General features: G+C 72.7%; 19 protein-coding genes. 9 read left to right on the top strand and 10 right to left on the bottom strand.

Annotation, left to right across the window (positions count from 1 at the left end; genetic code table 11):
* Positions 1–3 precede the first annotated feature (3 nt).
* Together ilvA and BV907_RS13755 are read left to right on the top strand one after the other, a co-directional pair.
* Positions 4–1,257 carry a threonine ammonia-lyase gene (gene ilvA / locus BV907_RS13760; protein ID WP_077490314.1) on the top strand — a complete coding sequence of 418 codons (1,254 nt, stop codon included), beginning with the start codon at positions 4–6 and terminating at the stop codon, positions 1,255–1,257.
* A 25-nt stretch (positions 1,258–1,282) separates the two neighbouring features.
* The gene (locus BV907_RS13755; protein ID WP_077490313.1) at positions 1,283–1,882 is read left to right on the top strand and encodes a rhomboid family intramembrane serine protease; all 600 of its coding nucleotides are present in this window, start codon (positions 1,283–1,285) and stop codon (positions 1,880–1,882) included.
* Between the two features lie 128 nt (positions 1,883–2,010).
* On the opposite strand, the gene greA is transcribed toward BV907_RS13755, so the two are convergent.
* Positions 2,011–2,502: a transcription elongation factor GreA gene (greA, locus tag BV907_RS13750; protein WP_077490312.1), complete on the bottom strand. Its 492-nt coding sequence runs from the start codon at positions 2,500–2,502 to the stop codon at positions 2,011–2,013.
* Positions 2,503–2,690: 188 nt separating this feature from the next.
* Positions 2,691–3,104: a DUF4307 domain-containing protein gene (locus tag BV907_RS13745; protein ID WP_077490311.1), complete on the bottom strand. Its 414-nt coding sequence runs from the start codon at positions 3,102–3,104 to the stop codon at positions 2,691–2,693.
* Positions 3,105–3,122: 18 nt separating this feature from the next.
* Here BV907_RS13745 and mca point away from each other — a divergent pair, with 18 nt between their 5' ends.
* From mca to BV907_RS13730, 3 genes are all read left to right on the top strand, one after another.
* On the top strand, positions 3,123–4,028 hold the full coding sequence (gene mca / locus BV907_RS13740; protein WP_077490310.1) for a mycothiol conjugate amidase Mca: 906 nt from the start codon (positions 3,123–3,125) through the stop codon (positions 4,026–4,028).
* A 20-nt stretch (positions 4,029–4,048) separates the two neighbouring features.
* Positions 4,049–4,327 (top strand): hypothetical protein, encoded by a 279-nt coding sequence (locus tag BV907_RS13735; protein ID WP_077490309.1) that lies wholly within the window; start codon positions 4,049–4,051, stop codon positions 4,325–4,327.
* Between the two features lie 89 nt (positions 4,328–4,416).
* Positions 4,417–6,618 carry a thioredoxin domain-containing protein gene (locus BV907_RS13730; protein WP_077490308.1) on the top strand — a complete coding sequence of 734 codons (2,202 nt, stop codon included), beginning with the start codon at positions 4,417–4,419 and terminating at the stop codon, positions 6,616–6,618.
* 26 nt (positions 6,619–6,644) lie between these two features.
* On the opposite strand, the gene trhA is transcribed toward BV907_RS13730, so the two are convergent.
* Positions 6,645–7,316 (bottom strand): PAQR family membrane homeostasis protein TrhA, encoded by a 672-nt coding sequence (gene trhA, locus BV907_RS13725; RefSeq protein WP_077490307.1) that lies wholly within the window; start codon positions 7,314–7,316, stop codon positions 6,645–6,647.
* Positions 7,317–7,438: 122 nt separating this feature from the next.
* On the opposite strand from trhA, the gene BV907_RS13720 reads away from it, so the two are divergent.
* Positions 7,439–8,200, top strand: coding sequence for an isoprenyl transferase (locus BV907_RS13720; protein WP_077490306.1), 762 nt, complete (start codon positions 7,439–7,441; stop codon positions 8,198–8,200).
* A 305-nt stretch (positions 8,201–8,505) separates the two neighbouring features.
* Positions 8,506–9,879, top strand: coding sequence for an RNA 5'-3' helicase PhoH2 (gene phoH2 / locus BV907_RS13715; RefSeq protein ID WP_077490305.1), 1,374 nt, complete (start codon positions 8,506–8,508; stop codon positions 9,877–9,879).
* Here phoH2 and BV907_RS13710 read toward each other — a convergent pair.
* Positions 9,876–10,541 carry a GNAT family N-acetyltransferase gene (locus tag BV907_RS13710; RefSeq protein WP_077490304.1) on the bottom strand — a complete coding sequence of 222 codons (666 nt, stop codon included), beginning with the start codon at positions 10,539–10,541 and terminating at the stop codon, positions 9,876–9,878. The two genes, phoH2 and BV907_RS13710, sit on opposite strands and share 4 nt — an antisense overlap.
* 65 nt (positions 10,542–10,606) lie before the next feature.
* On the opposite strand from BV907_RS13710, the gene BV907_RS13705 reads away from it, so the two are divergent.
* Complete coding sequence (locus BV907_RS13705; RefSeq protein WP_077490303.1) at positions 10,607–11,119, top strand: prepilin peptidase; 513 nt, start codon at positions 10,607–10,609, stop codon at positions 11,117–11,119.
* Positions 11,120–11,215: 96 nt separating this feature from the next.
* Here BV907_RS13705 and BV907_RS13700 read toward each other — a convergent pair whose 3' ends face one another.
* The 4 genes from BV907_RS13700 to BV907_RS13685 form a co-directional block, all read right to left on the bottom strand.
* Complete coding sequence (locus BV907_RS13700) at positions 11,216–11,695, bottom strand: NUDIX hydrolase (protein ID WP_077490302.1); 480 nt, start codon at positions 11,693–11,695, stop codon at positions 11,216–11,218.
* Positions 11,696–11,858: 163 nt separating this feature from the next.
* The gene (locus tag BV907_RS13695; protein WP_077490301.1) at positions 11,859–13,301 is read right to left on the bottom strand and encodes a class II fumarate hydratase; all 1,443 of its coding nucleotides are present in this window, start codon (positions 13,299–13,301) and stop codon (positions 11,859–11,861) included.
* A gap of 102 nt (positions 13,302–13,403) precedes the next feature.
* On the bottom strand, positions 13,404–14,018 hold the full coding sequence (locus BV907_RS13690; protein WP_077490300.1) for a carbonic anhydrase: 615 nt from the start codon (positions 14,016–14,018) through the stop codon (positions 13,404–13,406).
* A gap of 36 nt (positions 14,019–14,054) precedes the next feature.
* Positions 14,055–14,693 (bottom strand): DUF4245 domain-containing protein, encoded by a 639-nt coding sequence (locus BV907_RS13685; RefSeq protein WP_245827983.1) that lies wholly within the window; start codon positions 14,691–14,693, stop codon positions 14,055–14,057.
* 146 nt (positions 14,694–14,839) lie between these two features.
* Here BV907_RS13685 and glpX point away from each other — a divergent pair, with 146 nt between their 5' ends.
* Entirely contained in the window at positions 14,840–15,862 is a 1,023-nt protein-coding gene (gene glpX / locus BV907_RS13680) for a class II fructose-bisphosphatase (protein WP_425441644.1), read from the top strand.
* 56 nt (positions 15,863–15,918) lie between these two features.
* Here the strand turns inward: glpX and BV907_RS13675 are convergent, their stop codons facing one another.
* Both BV907_RS13675 and manA read right to left on the bottom strand, forming a co-directional pair.
* Positions 15,919–16,899 (bottom strand): lipid II:glycine glycyltransferase FemX, encoded by a 981-nt coding sequence (locus BV907_RS13675; RefSeq protein ID WP_077490297.1) that lies wholly within the window; start codon positions 16,897–16,899, stop codon positions 15,919–15,921.
* Entirely contained in the window at positions 16,899–18,176 is a 1,278-nt protein-coding gene (manA, locus tag BV907_RS13670; RefSeq protein ID WP_077490296.1) for a mannose-6-phosphate isomerase, class I, read from the bottom strand. Before manA ends, BV907_RS13675 begins: the two co-directional genes overlap by 1 nt.
* Between the last annotated feature and the right edge of the window lie 47 nt (positions 18,177–18,223).

Genomic DNA, 18,223 nt, shown 5'->3' with positions numbered 1-18,223 from the left:
AGCATGGAAGCCCTCTCGACACTCGCTGTGACGCTGGACGACGTCCTCGCCGCACAGGAGCTGCTCGAGGGCATTATCGCCAAGACCCCGATCGAGACCTCCAGGGCACTCGGGCAGCTGGTCGGCGGCGAGGTGTACTTCAAGTGCGAGAACCTCCAGCGGGCGGGCTCGTTCAAGGTCCGCGGCGCCTACGTGCGCATGGCGCGCCTCAGCGACGCAGAGAAGGCCCGCGGCGTCGTCGCCGCGTCGGCGGGCAACCACGCCCAGGGCGTCGCGGTCGCCGCCAAGCGCCTCGGCATCCGCGCGCGGATCTACATGCCCATGGGCGTCGCCCTCCCGAAGCTCCAGGCCACGCGCAGCCACGGCGCCGAGGTCGTCCTGCACGGGCACAACGTCGACGAGGCGCTCGCCGAGGCGAAGAAGTACGCGGAGGAGACCGGAGCCGTCTTCGTCCACCCCTTCGACAACGCGGACGTCGTCGCGGGCCAGGGCACCCTCGGCCTCGAGATCCTCGAGCAGATCCCCGACGTCGACACGATCCTCATGGGCGTTGGCGGCGGCGGGCTCCTGGCCGGAGTCGCCGTGGCGGTCAAGGCACGGGCGCGCGAGCTCGGCCGCGAGATCCGCGTCATCGGCGTGCAGGCGGAGAACGCCGCCGCGTACCCGCCCTCGCTCGCGGCCGACGCCCTCGTGCCGCTGCAGAAGGTCGCGACGATGGCGGACGGCATCGCCGTGGGCCTGCCGGGCCAGATCCCGTTCAGCATCATCCGCGAGCTCGTCGACGACGTCGTGACGGTGAGCGAGGACTCGCTCGCGCGCGCCCTCATCTTCCTCCTCGAGCGGGCCAAGCTCGTCGTCGAGCCCGCGGGCGCCGTCGGCGTCGCCGCGCTCATGGACGGCAAGCTCGCCGAGCTCGGCATCGACGCGAAGAAGACCGCCGTCATCCTCTCGGGCGGAAACATCGACCCGATGCTCATGCTCAAGGTCATCCAGCGCGGCCTCTCGGCCGCCGGCCGCTACTTCACCGTCCGCATGATGCTCGACGACCGTCCCGGCTCGCTCGCGACGATCTCGCGCATCATCGCGGAGAACGACGCGAACGTCACCGGCGTGGACCACACGCGCGTCGGTGGCTCGATCAGTATGGGGGACGTGGCCATCACCATCGACATGGAGACCAAGGGCCACGAGCACTGCGAGCAGGTCCTGCGGGCACTGCGCGCCGAGGGCTTCCAGCCCATCGTGATCCACGTCTGACGTCGGGCCGGCACAAGGAGGGGGCATGGAGGCAGGGCTGGCAGGCAGGGCGCGGGCGGGGCTCGTCACGATGGCCACGGCGACGGCGGTCCTGTACGCGATCCAGGTCGCGAACATGGCCACCCTCGGCTTCCTCAGCAGGACCTTCGGGATCCGGCCCCGCGACCTCGGGAGCCTGCCGGACATCCTCACGTCCCCCCTCGTGCACGACCCGACGAACTGGAACCACCTCGTGGCCAACACGCTCCCGCTCGTGGTCTTCGGCTTCCTCGCCTTCCTCGCCGGGCTACGACAGTTCCTCACCGCCGTGGCCCTGTCCTGGCTCGCCTCGGGTGTGGGCGTGTGGCTCTTCGGCGGGAGCCTCTTCGGCTTCCCCTCCGTCACGGTCGGCGCGTCGGGGGTGATCTTCGGCCTCTTCGGCTTCCTGCTCGTCCGCGGCTTCTTCAACCGCAGCTGGGGGCAGATCCTGCTCGCCGTCGTGCTGTTCGTCGCCTACGGCGGCGTACTGCTCGGGGTGCTGCCCAGCGTGGGCCGGGGCATCTCGTGGCAGGCTCACGTCTTCGGGCTCGCGGGAGGCGTCGTCGCGGCGCTCGTGCTGCGCCCGCGGGAGCGCGCCGCCGCCTGACGAGTACCACCCCGCCGTCGCCTCCGCGGGATACCCCACGCACGACGACGGCGCCGCACCCCGGGGCGGGGAACGGCGCCGTCGTGCGCGCGGCGGGTGCCGGCGCGGGTGCGTTGTTGGCGGGGGTGTCAGCCGTTGTACGGCGTCGCCGAGATGATCTCGACGGGGATCTCGCGGCCGTTGGGGGCCGTGTAGGAGAGCTTGTCGCCCTGCTTGTGGCCCACGATCGCGGCGCCGAGCGGGGACTTCTCGCTGAACACGTCGATGTCCGAGCCGTCCGCGATCTCGCGCGAGCCCAGGAGGAACTTCTCCTCCTCGCCGGCGATCTTCGCGACCACGAGCATGCCGGGCTCCACGACGCCGTCGTCCGCGGGCTTCTCGCCCACGTGGGCGTTGCGCAGGAGGTCGCTCAGCTGGCGGATGCGGGCCTCGATCTTGCCCTGCTCCTCCTTGGCGGCGTGGTAGCCGCCGTTCTCCTTCAGGTCGCCCTCCTGACGGGCGGCCTCGATCTTCTCGACGATCTCATGGCGGCCGGCGCCCGAAAGGTGGTCCAGCTCCGCCTTGAGGCGGTTGTACGCCTCCTGGGTCAGCCAGGGGCCGCCGTGGGTAGTGGTGGACATGTCGTCTCCTCGTCGCGTCTCCATGCAAAGACCCCGCCGCGGCCTGCGCGCACCCCCTGAGGCGGGTGCCTCGGGAGCGCTTCTGGCCACCGGCGGGGCAGTGGGTATTAGTACATTCTAGTGACCGCCGGGTCCGAACCCAAGCCGGGCGATTGGCGTGTCACGTTCGCCCTCCGCCGAACCGCGGCTCAGCCGGCGGCGATCCAGCAGGAGTCCACGACGGCGGAGACGGCCGCGCTCTCGGTGCGCAGGGGCACGGTCAGGGACGTCGTGACGGTTCCGCTGCGCTCCGGCTCGGGGCCGATCCGGACTTCCTTCCAGCCCACGACGGCGTAGGTCTCGGAGAGGGCCTTGATGGCGCACACCGCCGTCGCGGAGGCGTCCTTCGAGACCTCGAAGTCGATCTCCGCCCGCGTGGCGCCCTCGGTCCGGAAGCCGACGTCCTTGAACGACACGCCCGGCGCGCTCACGCCCGCGGCGAGCCACACCGCGACCGCGATGCCCGCGAGCAGGCCCAGGACGATGAGGATCCGCGCCGTCCTCCGGGAGAGGGTTCGCCGCGGGGCTCCGTAGCGCGCGGCGAGCGCAGGGTTCTGGGTCACCCGTCTATTCTAGGAGGCGTGCGAGAGAACCCCGGACCCCTGCGGCTCCTGGCCGTCCACGCCCACCCCGACGACGAATCGAGCAAGGGCGCGCCCATGATGGCCAAGTACCTCGCCGAGGGCCACGAGGTCATGGTCGTCTCCTGCACTGACGGCTCGCGGGGGGACGTGCAGAACCCCCACCTCGTCGACGCCCCGCATCCGTCCCGGGATATGGCCGGGGCCCGGCGCCTGGAGATGGCGGAGGCGCAGCGCATCATCGGCGTCCAGCACCGCTGGCTCGGCTTCACCGACTCGGGCCTGCCCGAGGGGGACCCGCTCCCGACCCTGCCGTGGGGCTCCTTCGCGACGCTCCCGCTCGAGCAGGCCGCGGCCCCGCTCGTGCGGCTCATGCGCGAGTTCCGGCCGCACGTCGTCGTCGCCTACGACGAGAACGGCGGCTACCCGCACCCCGACCACATCATGGCGCATCGCGTCGCCGTCGAGGCGTTCCACGCCGCGGCCAAGCCGGACGCGTACCCCGGCACGGGCGAGCCGTGGGAGCCGGCCAAGCTGTACTACGACGTCCCGTTCAACCCGGAGCGAGTGCGCAGGATCCACGACGCGCTCGCCGCGGCGGGTCTCGAATCCCCGTACGCGGATTGGATCGCGCGCGAGGCGGAGAACGACGCCGAGGGGCACCAGCCGTGGCGCTCGCGCCACCCCGTGACGACCCAGGTCGAGTGCGCCGAGCACTTCGGCGTCCGGGACCGGGCCCTCCTGGCCCACGCGACGCAGATCGACCCGGACGGCTGGTTCTTCGCCGTCTCGCTCGAGCTGCGGCAGCGGGAATGGCCCTGGGAGGACTATTCGCTCGTCTCCTCCTCCGTGGGCGCCCCGGCCGAGGGGGAGACCGAGACTGACCTGTTCGCCGGACTGCGCTAGCGCCGGGCTAGGATAGACCGGTGCACAACCTCCTCATCGCCCTGACGTCCACCCCTGCCCCCGACGGGACGCTGCGGCCGGGCGTGACGGAGGACCAGATCAGCCCCGGGACGTGGGGCTTCCTGCTCACGGCGTTCGTCGTCGTCCTGACCATGCTGCTCATCATCGACATGGTGCGCCGCCTCCGCCGCGTGCGCTACCGGGCCCAGGTCGAGGAGCAGCGCGGGGCGGCGCGGCGCGGCGCGGACAGCAGCGAGGGGGAGGAGGCCGACGGCGGCCACTCGCCCTCCGCCGGCTAGGACCACGTGCGGGGCGTGCCCGCACCGGCCGCCGGGTGTGTCACCGGACGTGTTCGCGCCGGCCCGTGCCTGAGGTGCAGACTCGGACTATGACGAACCGCCTCGCCGGACAGGCCTCCGCCTACCTGCGCCAGCACGCCGACAACCCAGTCCACTGGCAGCCCTTCGGCGACGAGGCGTTCGCCGAGGCCGCCCGGCGCGACGTGCCGGTCTTCATCTCGATCGGCTACGCGGCCTGCCACTGGTGCCACGTCATGGCCCACGAGTCCTTCGAGGACCCGGCCACGGCCGAGGTGCTCAACGCGGGATTCGTGAGCGTCAAGGTCGACCGCGAGGAGCGCCCCGATGTCGACACCGCGTACATGGCCGCGTGCCAGGCCACGACGGGGGAGGGCGGCTGGCCCCTGAGCATCTTCGCGCTCCCGGACGGCCGCGCGTTCTACGCCGGAACCTACTTCCCGCCGCGCCCGCATCCGGGCCGGCCGAGCTTCCGGCAGGTGCTCGAGGCGGTCGGCGAGGCCTGGCGCGAACGCCGCGGCGCCGTCGAGCGCCAGGCGGCGGGCCTCGCCGAAGGCCTCGGCGGGATCTTCTCCGCCCAGCTCCTGCGCCTCGACGAGGCCGGTGGCGGCCCCGACGACGCCCAGCTCGCTGCGCTCGCGACCGCCGCGGTCGTGGGCCTCGGACGGGCGGAGGACGGCACCCACGGCGGGTTCGGCGCCGCGCCGAAGTTCCCGCCCTCGCCCGTTCTCGAGTTCCTCGTCCGGCACGCGGCCGGCGGCTCCCCGACGGCCGCGGCGGCCCGCGCGCTTGCCGGGCGCACGCTCGCCGCGATGTGCCGCTCGGCGCTCTTCGACGCGCTCGGCGGCGGTTTCGCGCGGTACTCCGTCACGGCGGACTGGTCCCTCCCGCACTACGAGAAGATGCTCTACGACAACGCCCAGCTCCTGCGCGCCCTCGCGCACTGGGCGCGGCTCGGCGGGTCCCCGGAGTTCCCCGAGGCCGAGGCGCGCGATGCCGCGGCGCTCACGGCGGACTGGCTCGTGCGCGAGCTCGGGCTCCCGGGCGGCGGCCTCGCCTCCTCGCTCGACGCCGACTCCGAGCGGGACGGCGCCCACGTCGAGGGCGGCTACTACGTCTGGACCGAGGCCGAGCTCGCCGAGGCGGCGGGCGCGGATGACGGCGCGCGGCTGGCCCGGATGTTCGGTGTCGCCGCGGACGGGGCGGGCCAGCACGGCGCGGGACAGCACGGCGCCGGGCAGCACGGCGCCGGGCACGGGCACGAGCCCTACGGCGGCCCCCTGCACGCCGGGCGTGAGCTCGGCGCCGAGGAGCGGGGGCTGCTCGAGCGGCACCGCGCCGCGCTGCTCGCGGCCCGGGCCCGGCGGGCCGCGCCGTCGCGCGACGACAAGGCCGTGGCCGGCTGGAACGGCCTCGCGGTCGCGGCGCTCGCGGACACCGCCGTGGTCCTCGACCGGCCGGACCTCCTCGTGGAGGCCCGCCGCGCCGCGCACCTGCTCGCGGACGCGCACTGGGACGGCACCCGCCTCGCGCGCGTCACGCACGACGGCGAGCCCGCGGGCGTCGAGGGCCTCCTCGCGGACTACGCGGGGTGCGCCGAGGGGGCGCTCGCCCTGTACGCCGCGACCGGCGAGGAGCGCTGGTTCTCGTGGGCGGGGGAGCTCCTCGCCGCCGCCCGCGCGCGGTTCATCGCCGACGGGCTGCTCTCCGACGTCGCCGCCGCGGACGGACCCGCCGGAAGCGCTGCGGCGCTCAACGGCGCCCGGATGCTCGACGCGACGGACAACGAGGCTCCGAGCGGGACGTCCCTGCTCGCCGGAGCGCTCCTGGGCCGCGCGGCGTACACCGGCTCGGCGGAGGACCGCGCCGCCGCCCGGGCCCTCCTCTCTGGCCTGCCGGGGCTCGTCGGCCAGTCCCCGCGCGTCGCCGGCTGGTTCCTGGCCGTCGCGGAGGCCGCCGTGGCGGGGCCGCTCGAGGCGGCCGTCGTGGGCCCGCTGGAGGGGGCCCGGGCGGCGGAGACGCTCGGGCTGCACCGCGCGGCGCTCCTGTCCCCGAGCCCCGGGCTCGTCGTCGCGCTCGGGGTCCCCGAGGCCGGTCCCGGAGGAGACCGTCCCGGAGGCGCGCCGCACGCCGTCGTGCCCCTGCTCGCGCATCGCCCCGCGGCGCCCGACGGCGGACCGCTCGCCTACGTGTGCCGCGGCTTCGCGTGCCGTCTGCCCGTGGCGACGCCCGAGGCGCTCGAGGCGCAGCTCGCGGGGGAGCAGCGGACGTAGTCCCGGGCCCCACGGGCGCGGACCGGTCAGCCCGCCGGCGTGCCGAGCACGGCGAGGGCGATTGCCACGAAGTGGGTCGCGTACCCGGCCACGGTGAACGCGTGGAAGACCTCGTGGAAGCCGAAGTGGTGGTAGCTGGGGTTGGGGCGGCGGATGCCGTAGGACACGGCCCCGGCGATGTAGAGCGCCCCGCCTGCGCAGATGAGTACGGCGGCCGGGACGCTCGCGGTGAAGAACTGCGGCAGGAAGAGCAGCGCCGCGCAGCCGAGCACGACGTACGCCGGGACGTACAGCCAGCGCGGCGCCCCGTGCCAGAGGACGCGGAAGGCGACCCCGAGCAGCGCGCCCGCCCACACGGCCGTCAGGAGGGCCGCGCCCGCCGGGCCGGGGAGGAGCACCGTCGTGAGGGGCGTGTACGTCCCCGCGATCACGAGCATGATGTTGGCGTGGTCGAGGCGCTTGAGCACGGCCCGGACCCGCGGGGACCACGTGCCGCGGTGGTACAGGGCGCTCACGGCGAAGAGCAGCAGGCCGGTCACGGCGTAGACCGCGCACGCGGCCTTCGTGGGCCCGGGCGCGAAGGCGACGAGGACGATGCCCGCCGCGAGGGCGAGGGGCGCCATGGCCGCATGGAGCCAGCCGCGCCACGATGGCTTGAGGGCCAGGAGCTCGGCCCGGGTCTCGAGAGGGGGCTGCATGGCGGACCAGTCTACCGTACCCGCGGGTAGCAACGGCCGAAGGGGGCTGGGGCGCTGCGGTAGCCTTAGGAGCGACATTGGCACGCCCGGCCAGGGCGCGGATTCCTACGGGCGGGAGGGGCATGGAACTGCCCGGATTCCTCTACGGCTACTACGAGCGGCGGCTCCAGCGCTCGCTCAGCCGGGACAGCATCCCCGGGCACATCGGCGTCATGGTCGACGGCAACCGCCGCTGGGCCCGCCAGTTCAACGCCCCCACGAGCCAGGGCCACCGCGCCGGGGCTGACAAGATCCACGAGTTCCTCGGCTGGTGCCGCGAGCTCGGCGTGCGGGTCGTGACCCTGTACATGCTCTCGACCGACAACATGAGCCGCTCGAGCGACGAGCTCTCCGAGCTCACGGCGATCATCGCCGAGACGCTCGACCGGCTCGACGAGGACCCCACGGTCTCCGTCCACGCGATGGGCGCCCCCGAGCTGCTCCCGGACCATCTCGCCGAGCGGCTCGACCGGCTCACTGCCAAGCCCAGCCCCTCGGAGCCGCTGCACGTCAACGTCGCCGTCGGCTACGGCGGCCGGCGCGAGATCGTCGACGCCGTCCGGCTGCTCCTGCGCGAGGCCGCCGCGAACGGCGAGGACATGGAGGCCCTCGCCGCGCGGCTCGACGTCGAGGACATCTCCCGCTTCCTCTACACGGCGGGCCAGCCCGATCCCGACCTTGTGATCCGCACCTCCGGCGAGCAGCGGCTCTCCGGCTTCCTCATGTGGCAGAGCGCCTACAGCGAGTTCTACTTCTGCGAGGCACTCTGGCCCGCCTTCCGCAAGGTCGATTTCCTGCGCGCCCTGCGCGACTACGCCGGCCGGCAGCGCCGCTTCGGGGCCTGACGTCACAAACCCCCGGTTCACGGGACACTCCCCTCCAGTTCACGCCCGCGTCACGCCCCCGGGCGTACTGTGGCCGCATCGGAGGGCACCCGCCCACCGACGGGGAGGCCGTACATGGACGCTGCGCAGCAGTTCCGCCGAGGCCGGCACGGCCTCGCGGCCGATCCGGTCCTCGAGGAGAACTGACCGGGCCTGGCCCGGGGGCTGGAGTCGACGTGACGAGCACTGAAGTACTGGCCGGAGGAACGGCGCCGCAGGCGCGAGGGGGCGCCTCAGGCCACACGGCCACCACGACCGAGAGCCCCATGACCGGCACCGCGCGGACCGCAGCGGAGGCCGGTCATTCCGTCTCCGGGCAGCCCACACCGCGCAGCACCCACAGCAGCGGCGTCCGCGTGAGCTACGTCCTGGACACGTCCGTCCTGCTGTCCGATCCCCGCGCGCTCCTGCGCTTCGCCGAGCACGAGGTGGTAGTCCCCGTCGTCGTGATCACCGAGCTCGAGGGCAAGCGGCACGATCCTGAGCTCGGCTACTTCGCCCGCAAGGCGCTGCGCCTGCTCGACGAGCTGCGCCTGCAGCACGGGAGCCTCAACCGGCCCGTGCCGCTGGGTGCCGACGGTGGGACGCTCGTCGTCGAGCTCAACCACATCTCGGCGGACGTCCTGCCCGCGGGGTTCCGCAGCGGCGACAACGACGCGCGGATCCTGGCCGTCGCGCAGAACCTCGCCAACGAGGGCCGCACGGTCACGCTCGTGTCGAAGGACCTGCCGATGCGCGTCAAGGCCTCGGCCATGGGCCTCGACGCGGACGAGTACCGCAACGAGCTCGTCAAGGACTCGGGCTGGACCGGCGTCGCCGAGGTCGACGCGGGCGAGGAGGAGGTCTCCGCGCTCTACGGGCACGAGCCGGTCTTCATCCCGGCGGCCGCCGAGATGCCCGTCAACACGGGCCTCGTGATCCTGTCGCCGCGGGGCTCCGCCCTCGGCCGGGTCGGGGCGGACAAGCAGGTCCGGCTCGTCAGGGGTGACCGGGACGTGTTTGGGCTGCACGGCCGGTCCGCCGAGCAGCGGCTCGCGATCGACCTGCTCCTGGACCCCGGCGTCGGGATCGTCTCCCTCGGCGGCAAGGCCGGCACCGGCAAGTCGGCGCTCGCGCTGTGCGCCGGGCTCGAGGCCGTCATGGAGCGCCGCGAGCACAAGAAGGTCGTCGTCTTCAGGCCGCTGTTCGCCGTGGGCGGCCAGGAGCTCGGCTACCTGCCCGGCTCCGAGAGCGAGAAGATGAACCCCTGGGCGCAGGCGGTCTTCGACACGCTCGGGGCGCTCGTGGGCTCGGACGTCATCGACGAGGTCATGGACCGCGGCATGCTCGAGGTGCTGCCCCTGACGCACATCCGCGGCCGATCGCTGCACGACTCGTTCGTGATCGTTGACGAGGCGCAGTCGCTCGAGAAGAACGTCCTCCTGACGGTCATGAGCCGCATGGGCCAGAACTCGAAGATCGTCCTGACCCACGACGTCGCCCAGCGGGACAACCTCCGGGTGGGCCGGCACGACGGCATCGCGGCCGTCGTCGAGACGCTCAAGGGCCACCCGCTCTTCGGGCACGTGACCCTGACCCGCTCCGAGCGCTCGCCCATCGCGGCCCTCGTCACGGAGCTCCTCGAGGGCGCCGAGATCTAGCCCTCGGCCGTGGGGATGCCGAGGAAGGTGGCGGCCTCCGGGCCGCCGCCGACTTCGAGCTCCCACTCTGGGCGGCGGAAATCCTCCGCGAGCAGGCGGAGCTTGAGCTCGCGTTCGACGACGCCGGGCCGGGTCGCGTGCCGCGTCTCGCCGTTGGGCCCGTACCCCAGCCTCCGGCTCACGCCCAGCGACGCCGCGTTCCAGTCGAAGGCCGCCGTCTCGGCGACCTCGGCTCCGAGGCAGTCGAACGCCCACAGCAGGACGGCCGCCCGCATCTCTGCCCCGTAGCCTCGGCCCTGCGCGTCGCGGCGCAGCCAGGAGCCGGTCTCGATCGTCCTGCGGTCCGTGAAGCGGGCGGCGCTGACGTCCTGCGCACCGAGCAGCGCGCCGTCGTGCGCGAAGACGCCGAATTGGACCGTCCACGCGTCTGCAGCCAGCTCCGAGCGGCGCCCCCACACCCAGCGGGCGGTGTTCGCGGCGAGCTCCCCGGCCGGCGCGTCCGTCCACGGCGCCGCGAAGGGCGTGCGCGCCGGGTCGTGGATCCCGGAGGCTGCGGCCTCGGCGAGGGCGGGGAGGTCCTCGTCGCGCAGCGGGCGTAGGGCGAGCCTCGGGGTGGCGAGCCGGAGCCTGAAGAGCGGCCACACGTCGTCGAGCGTCAGCATCCCGCCACGCTAGCGCATGCCGTGGTGGCTGCCGCGACAGGCGGTGGGTCCGGTAGGGTCCGAGCATGACCCACCGTCTCCCCGAGCTCTGGCTCGAGAGCCCCCTCGCGTTCTGGCTCGTCGTGGCATGCCTGTGCTACTTCGCGTGGATGGCCGCCCGACTGGCTGTCATCGACATCCGCAGCCACCTGCTGCCCAACCGGATCGTGCTGCCGAGCTACTGGGCCGGCGTCCCGCTGGCGGTCGCCGCGGCCATCGGCTCGGGCGCGTTCGAGCTGGCGGGGCTCCTCCGGGTCGCCGGCGGCGGGGCGCTCCTGTGGGTCGTGTACTTCGTCCTGCGGGTCGTGTATCCGGCGGGGATGGGGTTCGGGGACGTCAAGCTGGCCGGCGTGCTGGGCCTCTACCTCGGCTTCCTGAGCTGGAGCCACCTCTTCTGGGGCACGGCGGCGGCGTTCATCCTCGGTGGCGTCTACGGGATCGCGATCATCGTGGCCCGGCGGGGGACCGCGAAGTCCGCGATCCCCTTCGGCCCGTTCATGCTCGCGGGGGCCGCGCTCGCGCTCCTGCTCCCAGCCTGAGCCACCCGCGACACCTCCCCCTGCGATGCGGGGTCACGTGTCAGCGTTGCGGGGTCACGTTTCAGCGCTGCGGGGTCACGTTTCAGCGTTGCGGGGTCAGTTGACGGGCTCCACGAAGTGGGTGCGCCCTGCAGGATCACGCGACCATTCGATCGCGCGGCGATGCAGCGGCGGGAGGTCCGGAAGTTCGTCTGGCGAGAACCAGCTGACCTCGAGGTTCTCGTCATCGGCGACCCGCGCCTCGCCGGAGACGTAGCGGCATCCCATCACCACGTCGAGGTACTGCGCGTGGTCGCCGTTCGGGTACACGACGGGCGCGGTCGTCCCGACTCCGGCCACATGCGTGACCTCGACGGCGACGCCAGTCTCCTCGAGCACCTCGCGCACCGCCGTGGCGGCCGGCTCCTCGCCAGGCTCGACGATGCCGGCAGGGACCGTCCACCGGCCGTTGTCGGCCCGCCGCACGAGGAGCAGCCGCCCGTCGTCGTCCGTCACGACGGCCTTGACCCCGGGGAGCCACAGGGGATGGCCGCCGATCTTGTCGCGGAGGGCCAGGATGAAGTCGGGAACCGGCATGGTCCCAGCCTAGGGGAGGACGACGGCGGCCGCGGCCTCGTGCGTGAGGACGCGGCCGCCGTCGTGCTCGCCGCGGTGACCCCGCAACGCTGGGAGGTGACCCCGCAACGCAGGGAGGTGACCCCGCAACGCAGGGAGGTGACCCCCGATTGTGGGGGGAGGGTCAGGCCTTGGCCGGGCCCGTCATCGTCGTGACGTCGAGGGCCTTGTCGAGCTCAGCCTCCGAGACCTTGCCCTCGCCCTCGCCGACGAAGCCGAGCTTCTCGGTGGCCTGGCGGATGGTCAGGCCCTCCTTGACGGCGGTCTTGGCAATCTTGGCCGCGTTCTCGTAGCCGATGTGCTTGTTGAGCGGCGTCACGATCGAGGGCGAGGCCTCGGCGAGGAAGCGGGCGCGGTCGACGTTGGCGGTGATGCCGTCGATCATCTTGTCCGCCATGACGCGCGAGGTGTTCGCGAGCAGGCGGATCGACTCGAGCAGGTTCGCGGCCATGACCGGGATGCCGACGTTGAGCTCGAAGGCGCCGTTCGTCGAGGACAGGGCGATGGTCGTGTCGTTGCCGATCACCTGGGCCGCGACCATGATCGCGGCCTCGCAGATGACCGGGTTGACCTTGCCCGGCATGATCGAGGAGCCCGGCTGGAGGTCCGGGATCGCAATCTCGCCGAGGCCCGTGTTCGGGCCCGAGCCCATCCAGCGGAGGTCGTTGTTGATCTTCATGAACGAGTACGCGATGTTGCGCAGCTGGCCCGAGGCCTCGATGAGGCCGTCGCGGTTGGCCTGAGCCTCGAAGTGGTCGCGCGCCTCGGTGATGGGCAGCTTCGAGTCCGCGGCGAGGAGCTCGATGACGCGCTGCGGGAAACCGGCCGGGGTGTTGATGCCCGTGCCGACGGCCGTGCCGCCGAGTGGTACCTCGGCCACGCGCGGCAGGGAGGCGTGGATGCGCTCGACGCCGTAGCGCACCTGCGCGGCGTAGCCGCCGAACTCCTGGCCGAGCGTCACAGGGGTCGCGTCCATGAGGTGCGTGCGGCCGGACTTCACGACGTCCTTGAACTCCTCGGCCTTGCGCTCGAGCGAGGCTGCGAGGTACTCGAGGGCGGGCACGAGGTCGTTCAGGAGGGCGTCCGTGGCGGCGACGTGCACTGAGGTCGGGAAGACGTCGTTCGAGGACTGCGAGGCGTTGACGTGGTCGTTGGGGTGGACCGTCGTGGTGCTGCCGGCGTCCTCGAGGGCGCGGCTCGCGAGCTCGGCGATGACCTCGTTCGTGTTCATGTTGCTCGACGTGCCGGAGCCGGTCTGGAACACGTCGATCGGGAAGTGCGCGTCGAACTCGCCGGACGCGACGCGGTCGGCGGCGGCCGCGATCGCCTGGGCGCGCTCGTCGTCGAGCACCCCCAGCTCGGCGTTGGCGAGGGCGGCGGCCTTCTTGACGCGCGCGAGCGCCTCGATGTGCTTGCGCTCGAGGGTCTTGCCCGAGATCGGGAAGTTCTCGACGGCGCGCTGGGTCTGGGCGCGGTAGAGCGCCGACGCGGGGACGCGCACCTCGCCCATCGTGTCGTGCTCGATGCGGTAGTCGGAGGCAGGGGCCTGCACTGCAGAGTCAGTCATGCGACCCAGAATAGTCCCGCGCGGGTCGGCCACGGCCGGCGTGCGACGGAGATCACCGACCCTGCAGACGCGGGGGCGGACGCCCGACTCAGGCGGCCGCCGTCAGACGTCGCCGAAGCCTGAGACGAGCTCGGCCTTGCCCTCCTTGAGGCGGTAGCACACGCCGAGGACGGCAGTGCGGCCCTCGTTGACGGCCGCCGCAATGACCTGGGAGGTCTCGAGGAGCCGCTTGCCGGTCTGCTTCACGTGCTCGACGACGGTGGTGTTGACGTCGGTCACGCCGTTGCGCTGCGCCGTGATGACGGAGGGCATGATCCGTTCGACGAGGTCCCGGACGAAGCCGGTGGGCATCTTGCCGGTCTCGTACGCGCCGACCGTCGCCGCGACGGCGCCGCACGAGTCGTGGCCGAGGATCACAATGAGCGGGACGCCGAGCGGGTCGATCGCGTACTCGAGGGAGCCGAGGACGGCCTCGTCGATGACCTGTCCGGCCGAGCGCACCACGAAGGCGTCGCCGAGCCCGAGGTCGAAGATGATCTCTGCCGCGAGGCGCGAGTCGGAGCAGCCGAAGATGACGCAGAAGGGGTTCTGGGCGTAGACCAGCTCGTCGCGGCGCGCGGCGTCCTGATTGGGGTGGCTGGTCGTTCCGTCCACGAAGCGCTGATTGCCGTCGCGCAGGGCGCGCCAAGCCTGGGCGGGGGTGAGAGTCTCGGGCACGGGGGCCACTCTAGCCCGGCCCGGAGGAGCATGGCCTCAGCCGGCGGCCGATGTGACGACGGCCTCGGCGAGGACGTCGAGCTCCGCGAAGCCGGCAGAGCCGCTGAGGACCACCGTCGTGCCGTCGACCTGGCCCACGAGGCTCCTCTCGATCCCGGGCTTGTCGTAGAGCGTCCACTCCACGCCGCCGACCGCCCGGGTGCCGGTCACGGGGGCCTGCTTCACCTGGGTCAGGAGCCACGTGGGGTTCGCGGTCGCAGTCTGGACGAGCGAGACGAACTGCTTCTCCGGTGTCATCCACCCGACGTCCCAGTGGGCGACGCCGTCCGCGCCCGCGGCGTTCCAGCGGGCGTAGTTGGGGGAGTAGCCCTCGGGCAGGGCCGGCGCCACTGGCTCGAACCCGGCCACGGGGGCGGCGTTGCGGGCGACGGCGGCGACGTCGACGGCGGGCCGGTAGCCGTCCGTCGTGGGCGCAACATTGAGCAGCACGATGGGCACGAACGCGAGGACGCTGACCGCGAGGGCCATGATCATGCCGATCACGGAGGCGTTGGCGCGCTTGGCCGCGGCGGCGCTGATGACGGGCTTGACGGGGACATCCTGCTGGGACGCCTGGGAAGCCTGCGGCGTCTGGGAAGCCCGCGGCGCCTGGGGGGAGTGGTCGGTGCTGCTCACCCCTCCATGGTCCCGCACTTGTGCCGCCGACCGCGAACCGGGCACCGGGGTGTGAGCGGCGTCATCGGCTCGGACCTGAGGGATGCGGAAGACTATGATCATCACAAAGCCCGCTCGAAGAAGAGGTCACCGTGCCCGCATCGCCGATCGACAGCAAGTACTCGACCCTGTCCAGCTCCCTCAACGTCGGAGTCGACGAGCCGGACCGCAACCTCGCCCTCGAACTCGTCCGCGTCACGGAGGCCGCCGCGATCGCGGGCGGCCACTGGGTGGGCTTCGGCGACAAGAACAAGGCTGACGGCGCTGCCGTCGACGCCATGCGCTCCTTCCTGCACACCGTGCACTTCAACGGCGTCGTCGTGATCGGCGAGGGCGAGAAGGACGAGGCGCCCATGCTCTTCAACGGGGAGCGCGTCGGCGACGGCACGGGCCCCGAGGTGGACGTCGCCGTCGATCCGATCGACGGCACGCGCCTGACGGCCATGGGCATCAACAACGCCCTCGCCGTCCTCGCGGTCGCCGAGCGCGGCACGATGTTCGACCCCTCCGCGGTGTTCTACATGGAGAAGCTCGTCACGGGCCCGGAGGCCGCGGACCTCGTGGACCTGCGCCTGCCGGTCAAGCAGAACCTCCACCTCATCGCCAAGGCCAAGGGCGTCAAGATCAACCAGGTCAACGTGTGCGTCCTCGACCGCGACCGGCACAAGCCGCTCGTCGAGGAGATCCGCGCCGCGGGCGCGCGGACGAAGTTCATCATGGACGGCGACGTCGCCGGCGCGATCGCGGCGGCCCGCTCGGGCACCGGCGTGGACGCGCTCATGGGCATCGGCGGTACCCCCGAGGGCATCGTCGCGGCCTGCGCGATCAAGTCCCTCGGCGGCGTCATCCAGGGCCGGCTCTGGCCCACGAGCGACGAGGAGAAGCAGAAGGCGCTCGACGCCGGCCACGACCTCGACCGCGTCCTGACCACGAACGACCTCGTCAGGAGCGACAACTGCTACTTCGCCGCGACCGGCATCACCGACGGCGACCTGCTCCGCGGCGTGCGCTACGAGAAGAACCGGGTCAAGACCCAGTCGATCGTCATGCGCTCGAAGTCCGGCACCGTCCGCTTCGTCGACGCCGAGCACCACGCGAGCAAGTGGGAGCCCTGGGCCCGCCAGGCCTGATTCTGGCGAGGATCTGACCCCTCAAGGGGCGGCCCGAAGGCCCTGCTGCAGCCGGTTCACCCGCGCCGCAGCAGGGCCTTCCCGCGTGAGAGCACCGTCCGGGCCACGGAGCGGACGACTCCGCGCAGGCTCCGCATGCCCTGATAGGCGGCGTAGCGGGACCGGTTGACGGGCAGGTCCCACGTGCCCGTGCGGACGACCTCATGGCCGCCGAAGGACTTCTTGAACGCGCTGAACCCCGCCCAGCGGTGGTCCGGCCGCTCCGTGGGCGCGATCCCCCAGAGGTCCACCCACGTGAGCCCCTTGGCCTTCGCGTCGAGGATGAGGGCCACGACGAGCGGGATGCCCGCGCTGAGGCGGCGATGGGTGTCGTCGATCGCCGCGTGGGCGTAGGTCCGGGTGTCCGCCGTGTCGTAGACGAGCGCCGCCGCGATGGGGGCCCCCTCGAGCTCTGCGACCCACAGGCTCGCGCCCCCGGCGGGCATGAGGATCTCCGCGACGGTCCGCAGGTAGGAGTCGCTCTGCGGCGTGAAGTCGCCCCGCGCCGCCGTCGCGTGCAGGAACCCGAGCAGGATCTCGAGCTCGGCCGGGTCCTGGCTCGAGCGGATCGAGACGCCCTTCTTGTGGATGTTCCGGTGCAGGTTCCGGTTCGTGGGCTTCATGGCCCCGAGGATGTCCTTCTCGTCCCCGCGGAGGTCGATGACCCACGTCCGCTCGGGCTGCTGGTCCGAGGGGGCGCGTGTGAGCCCGAGGGCGCGCAGGCTGGCCACGTCCTCGTCCAGGGGCGCCGCGACCGGCTCGACGCGCACGGCCATCGCCCCGAGCCGGTGTGCCTCGCCCGCGAGGGACGCGAGGGCCGCGCGCAGCGCCTCGGGGGTCTTGGCCACGGGCCCGTAGGGGGCGTACAGGATGGTCCCGAGGGCGTTGCGCTCGAGGATCGCGAGGTAGCGCCAGCCGGACCCGGCCCGCTCGACGACGGTGCGGCCGAGGGCACGCTGGACCTCGCCCCACAGGGGGGTCTGGAGGAAGTGCTCCATCACGCGCCCACCCCCGCGTCCCGCGCCTCGAGCGGGTTGACGGCGAGGCCTGTCGTGACCGCGAAGGCGAGCGTCCCGTCGGCGCCGGGGTGGACGACGGCGGGGGCCTCCGAGGCGGGGACGAAGGCGCTGTCCCCGCGGCGGAGGGCTAGGTCGCCGCGCGGCGAGTCCAGCGTGAGGCTCCCGCTCACGCACAGGACGACGGCGGCCCCGGACTGGGCGACCGGCACGGGCTCCGCGCCCGGGGCGGCCTCGATGCGCTGGAGCTGGAACTCCGCGAAGGGCGGGCGGTACAGCTCCTGTCCGAGCTCGGTCTCCTCGGCCTCGAGGCGGGGCGCACTGCTTGCGGCGAAGACGATCGTGCGCAGGAGCTCGGAGATGTCGACGTGCTTGGGCGTGAGCCCTCCGCGCAGGACGTTGTCCGAGGACGCCATGACCTCGATCGCGAGGCCCCTGAGGTACGCGTGCACGTTGCCCGCGGCGAGGTAGAGGGACTCGCCGGGGGCAAGCGAGACGCGGTTGAGCATGAGCGAGATGAGCACGCCCGGGTCCGAAGGGTACTCGGCCGCGAGCAGCGCGACCGTGAGCAGGCCCGGATCGGCGGTACCCGAGCCGGGCAGGGCTGCGGCGGTCGCGTCGACGCATGCCCGCACCTGGTCCCCGCCCGCGATGAGCCGCGCGAAGGCGCTGCGGAGCGCCTCCGCCTCGTCGGGCGTGCGCAGGAGCTCGGCCACCTGCTCGGTGACCTCGGCCGCCTCGTCGGCACCCTCCGACGTCAGCAGCGCCGTGAGCTCCTCGAAGAGGACGGCGGACTCGCCGGGCCGGCGGAAGCCGGAGAGCGCCTCGAACTGCGTGATCGCGAAGACCATCTCTGGCTTGTGGTTGTCGTCACGGTAGTTGCGGTGCGGCGCCGAGCGCTCCACGCGCGCGGCCTCCTCGGCCGCGAAGCCGGCCCGCGCCTGCTCGAGCGTCGGGTGCACCTGGAGGGAGAGGGCGCCGTCCGCGGCGAGGACCTTGAGGAGGAACGGCAGCCGCGCCCCGAAGGCCTCGACGCTCTCGGGCCCGAGCGTGCCGGCCGGATCGGCGGCGATGAACTCCTCGAGCGTCGTCCCTGCGGCACCCTGGCCCCCGTCAGCGAGGACCGACGGCGAGTCCGGGTGCGCGCCGATCCACAGCTCGGCCTCGGGGCCGCCGCTGGGGACCCGGCCGAGGAGGGCGGCGATCGCCGTCCGCGAGCCCCACGCGTAGGTGCGCAGGGTGTTGTGCAGCAGGTGCATGTGGGGTGTCCTCGCTGTTTCAGGCGGTGTCAGAGGCAGGCGGATCA

The sequence above is a fragment of the Sinomonas mesophila genome (assembly GCF_001999765.1).
Classification (GTDB): Bacteria; Actinomycetota; Actinomycetes; order Actinomycetales; family Micrococcaceae; genus Sinomonas; species Sinomonas mesophila.
This window is presented reverse-complemented; position numbering and strand designations above follow the sequence as displayed.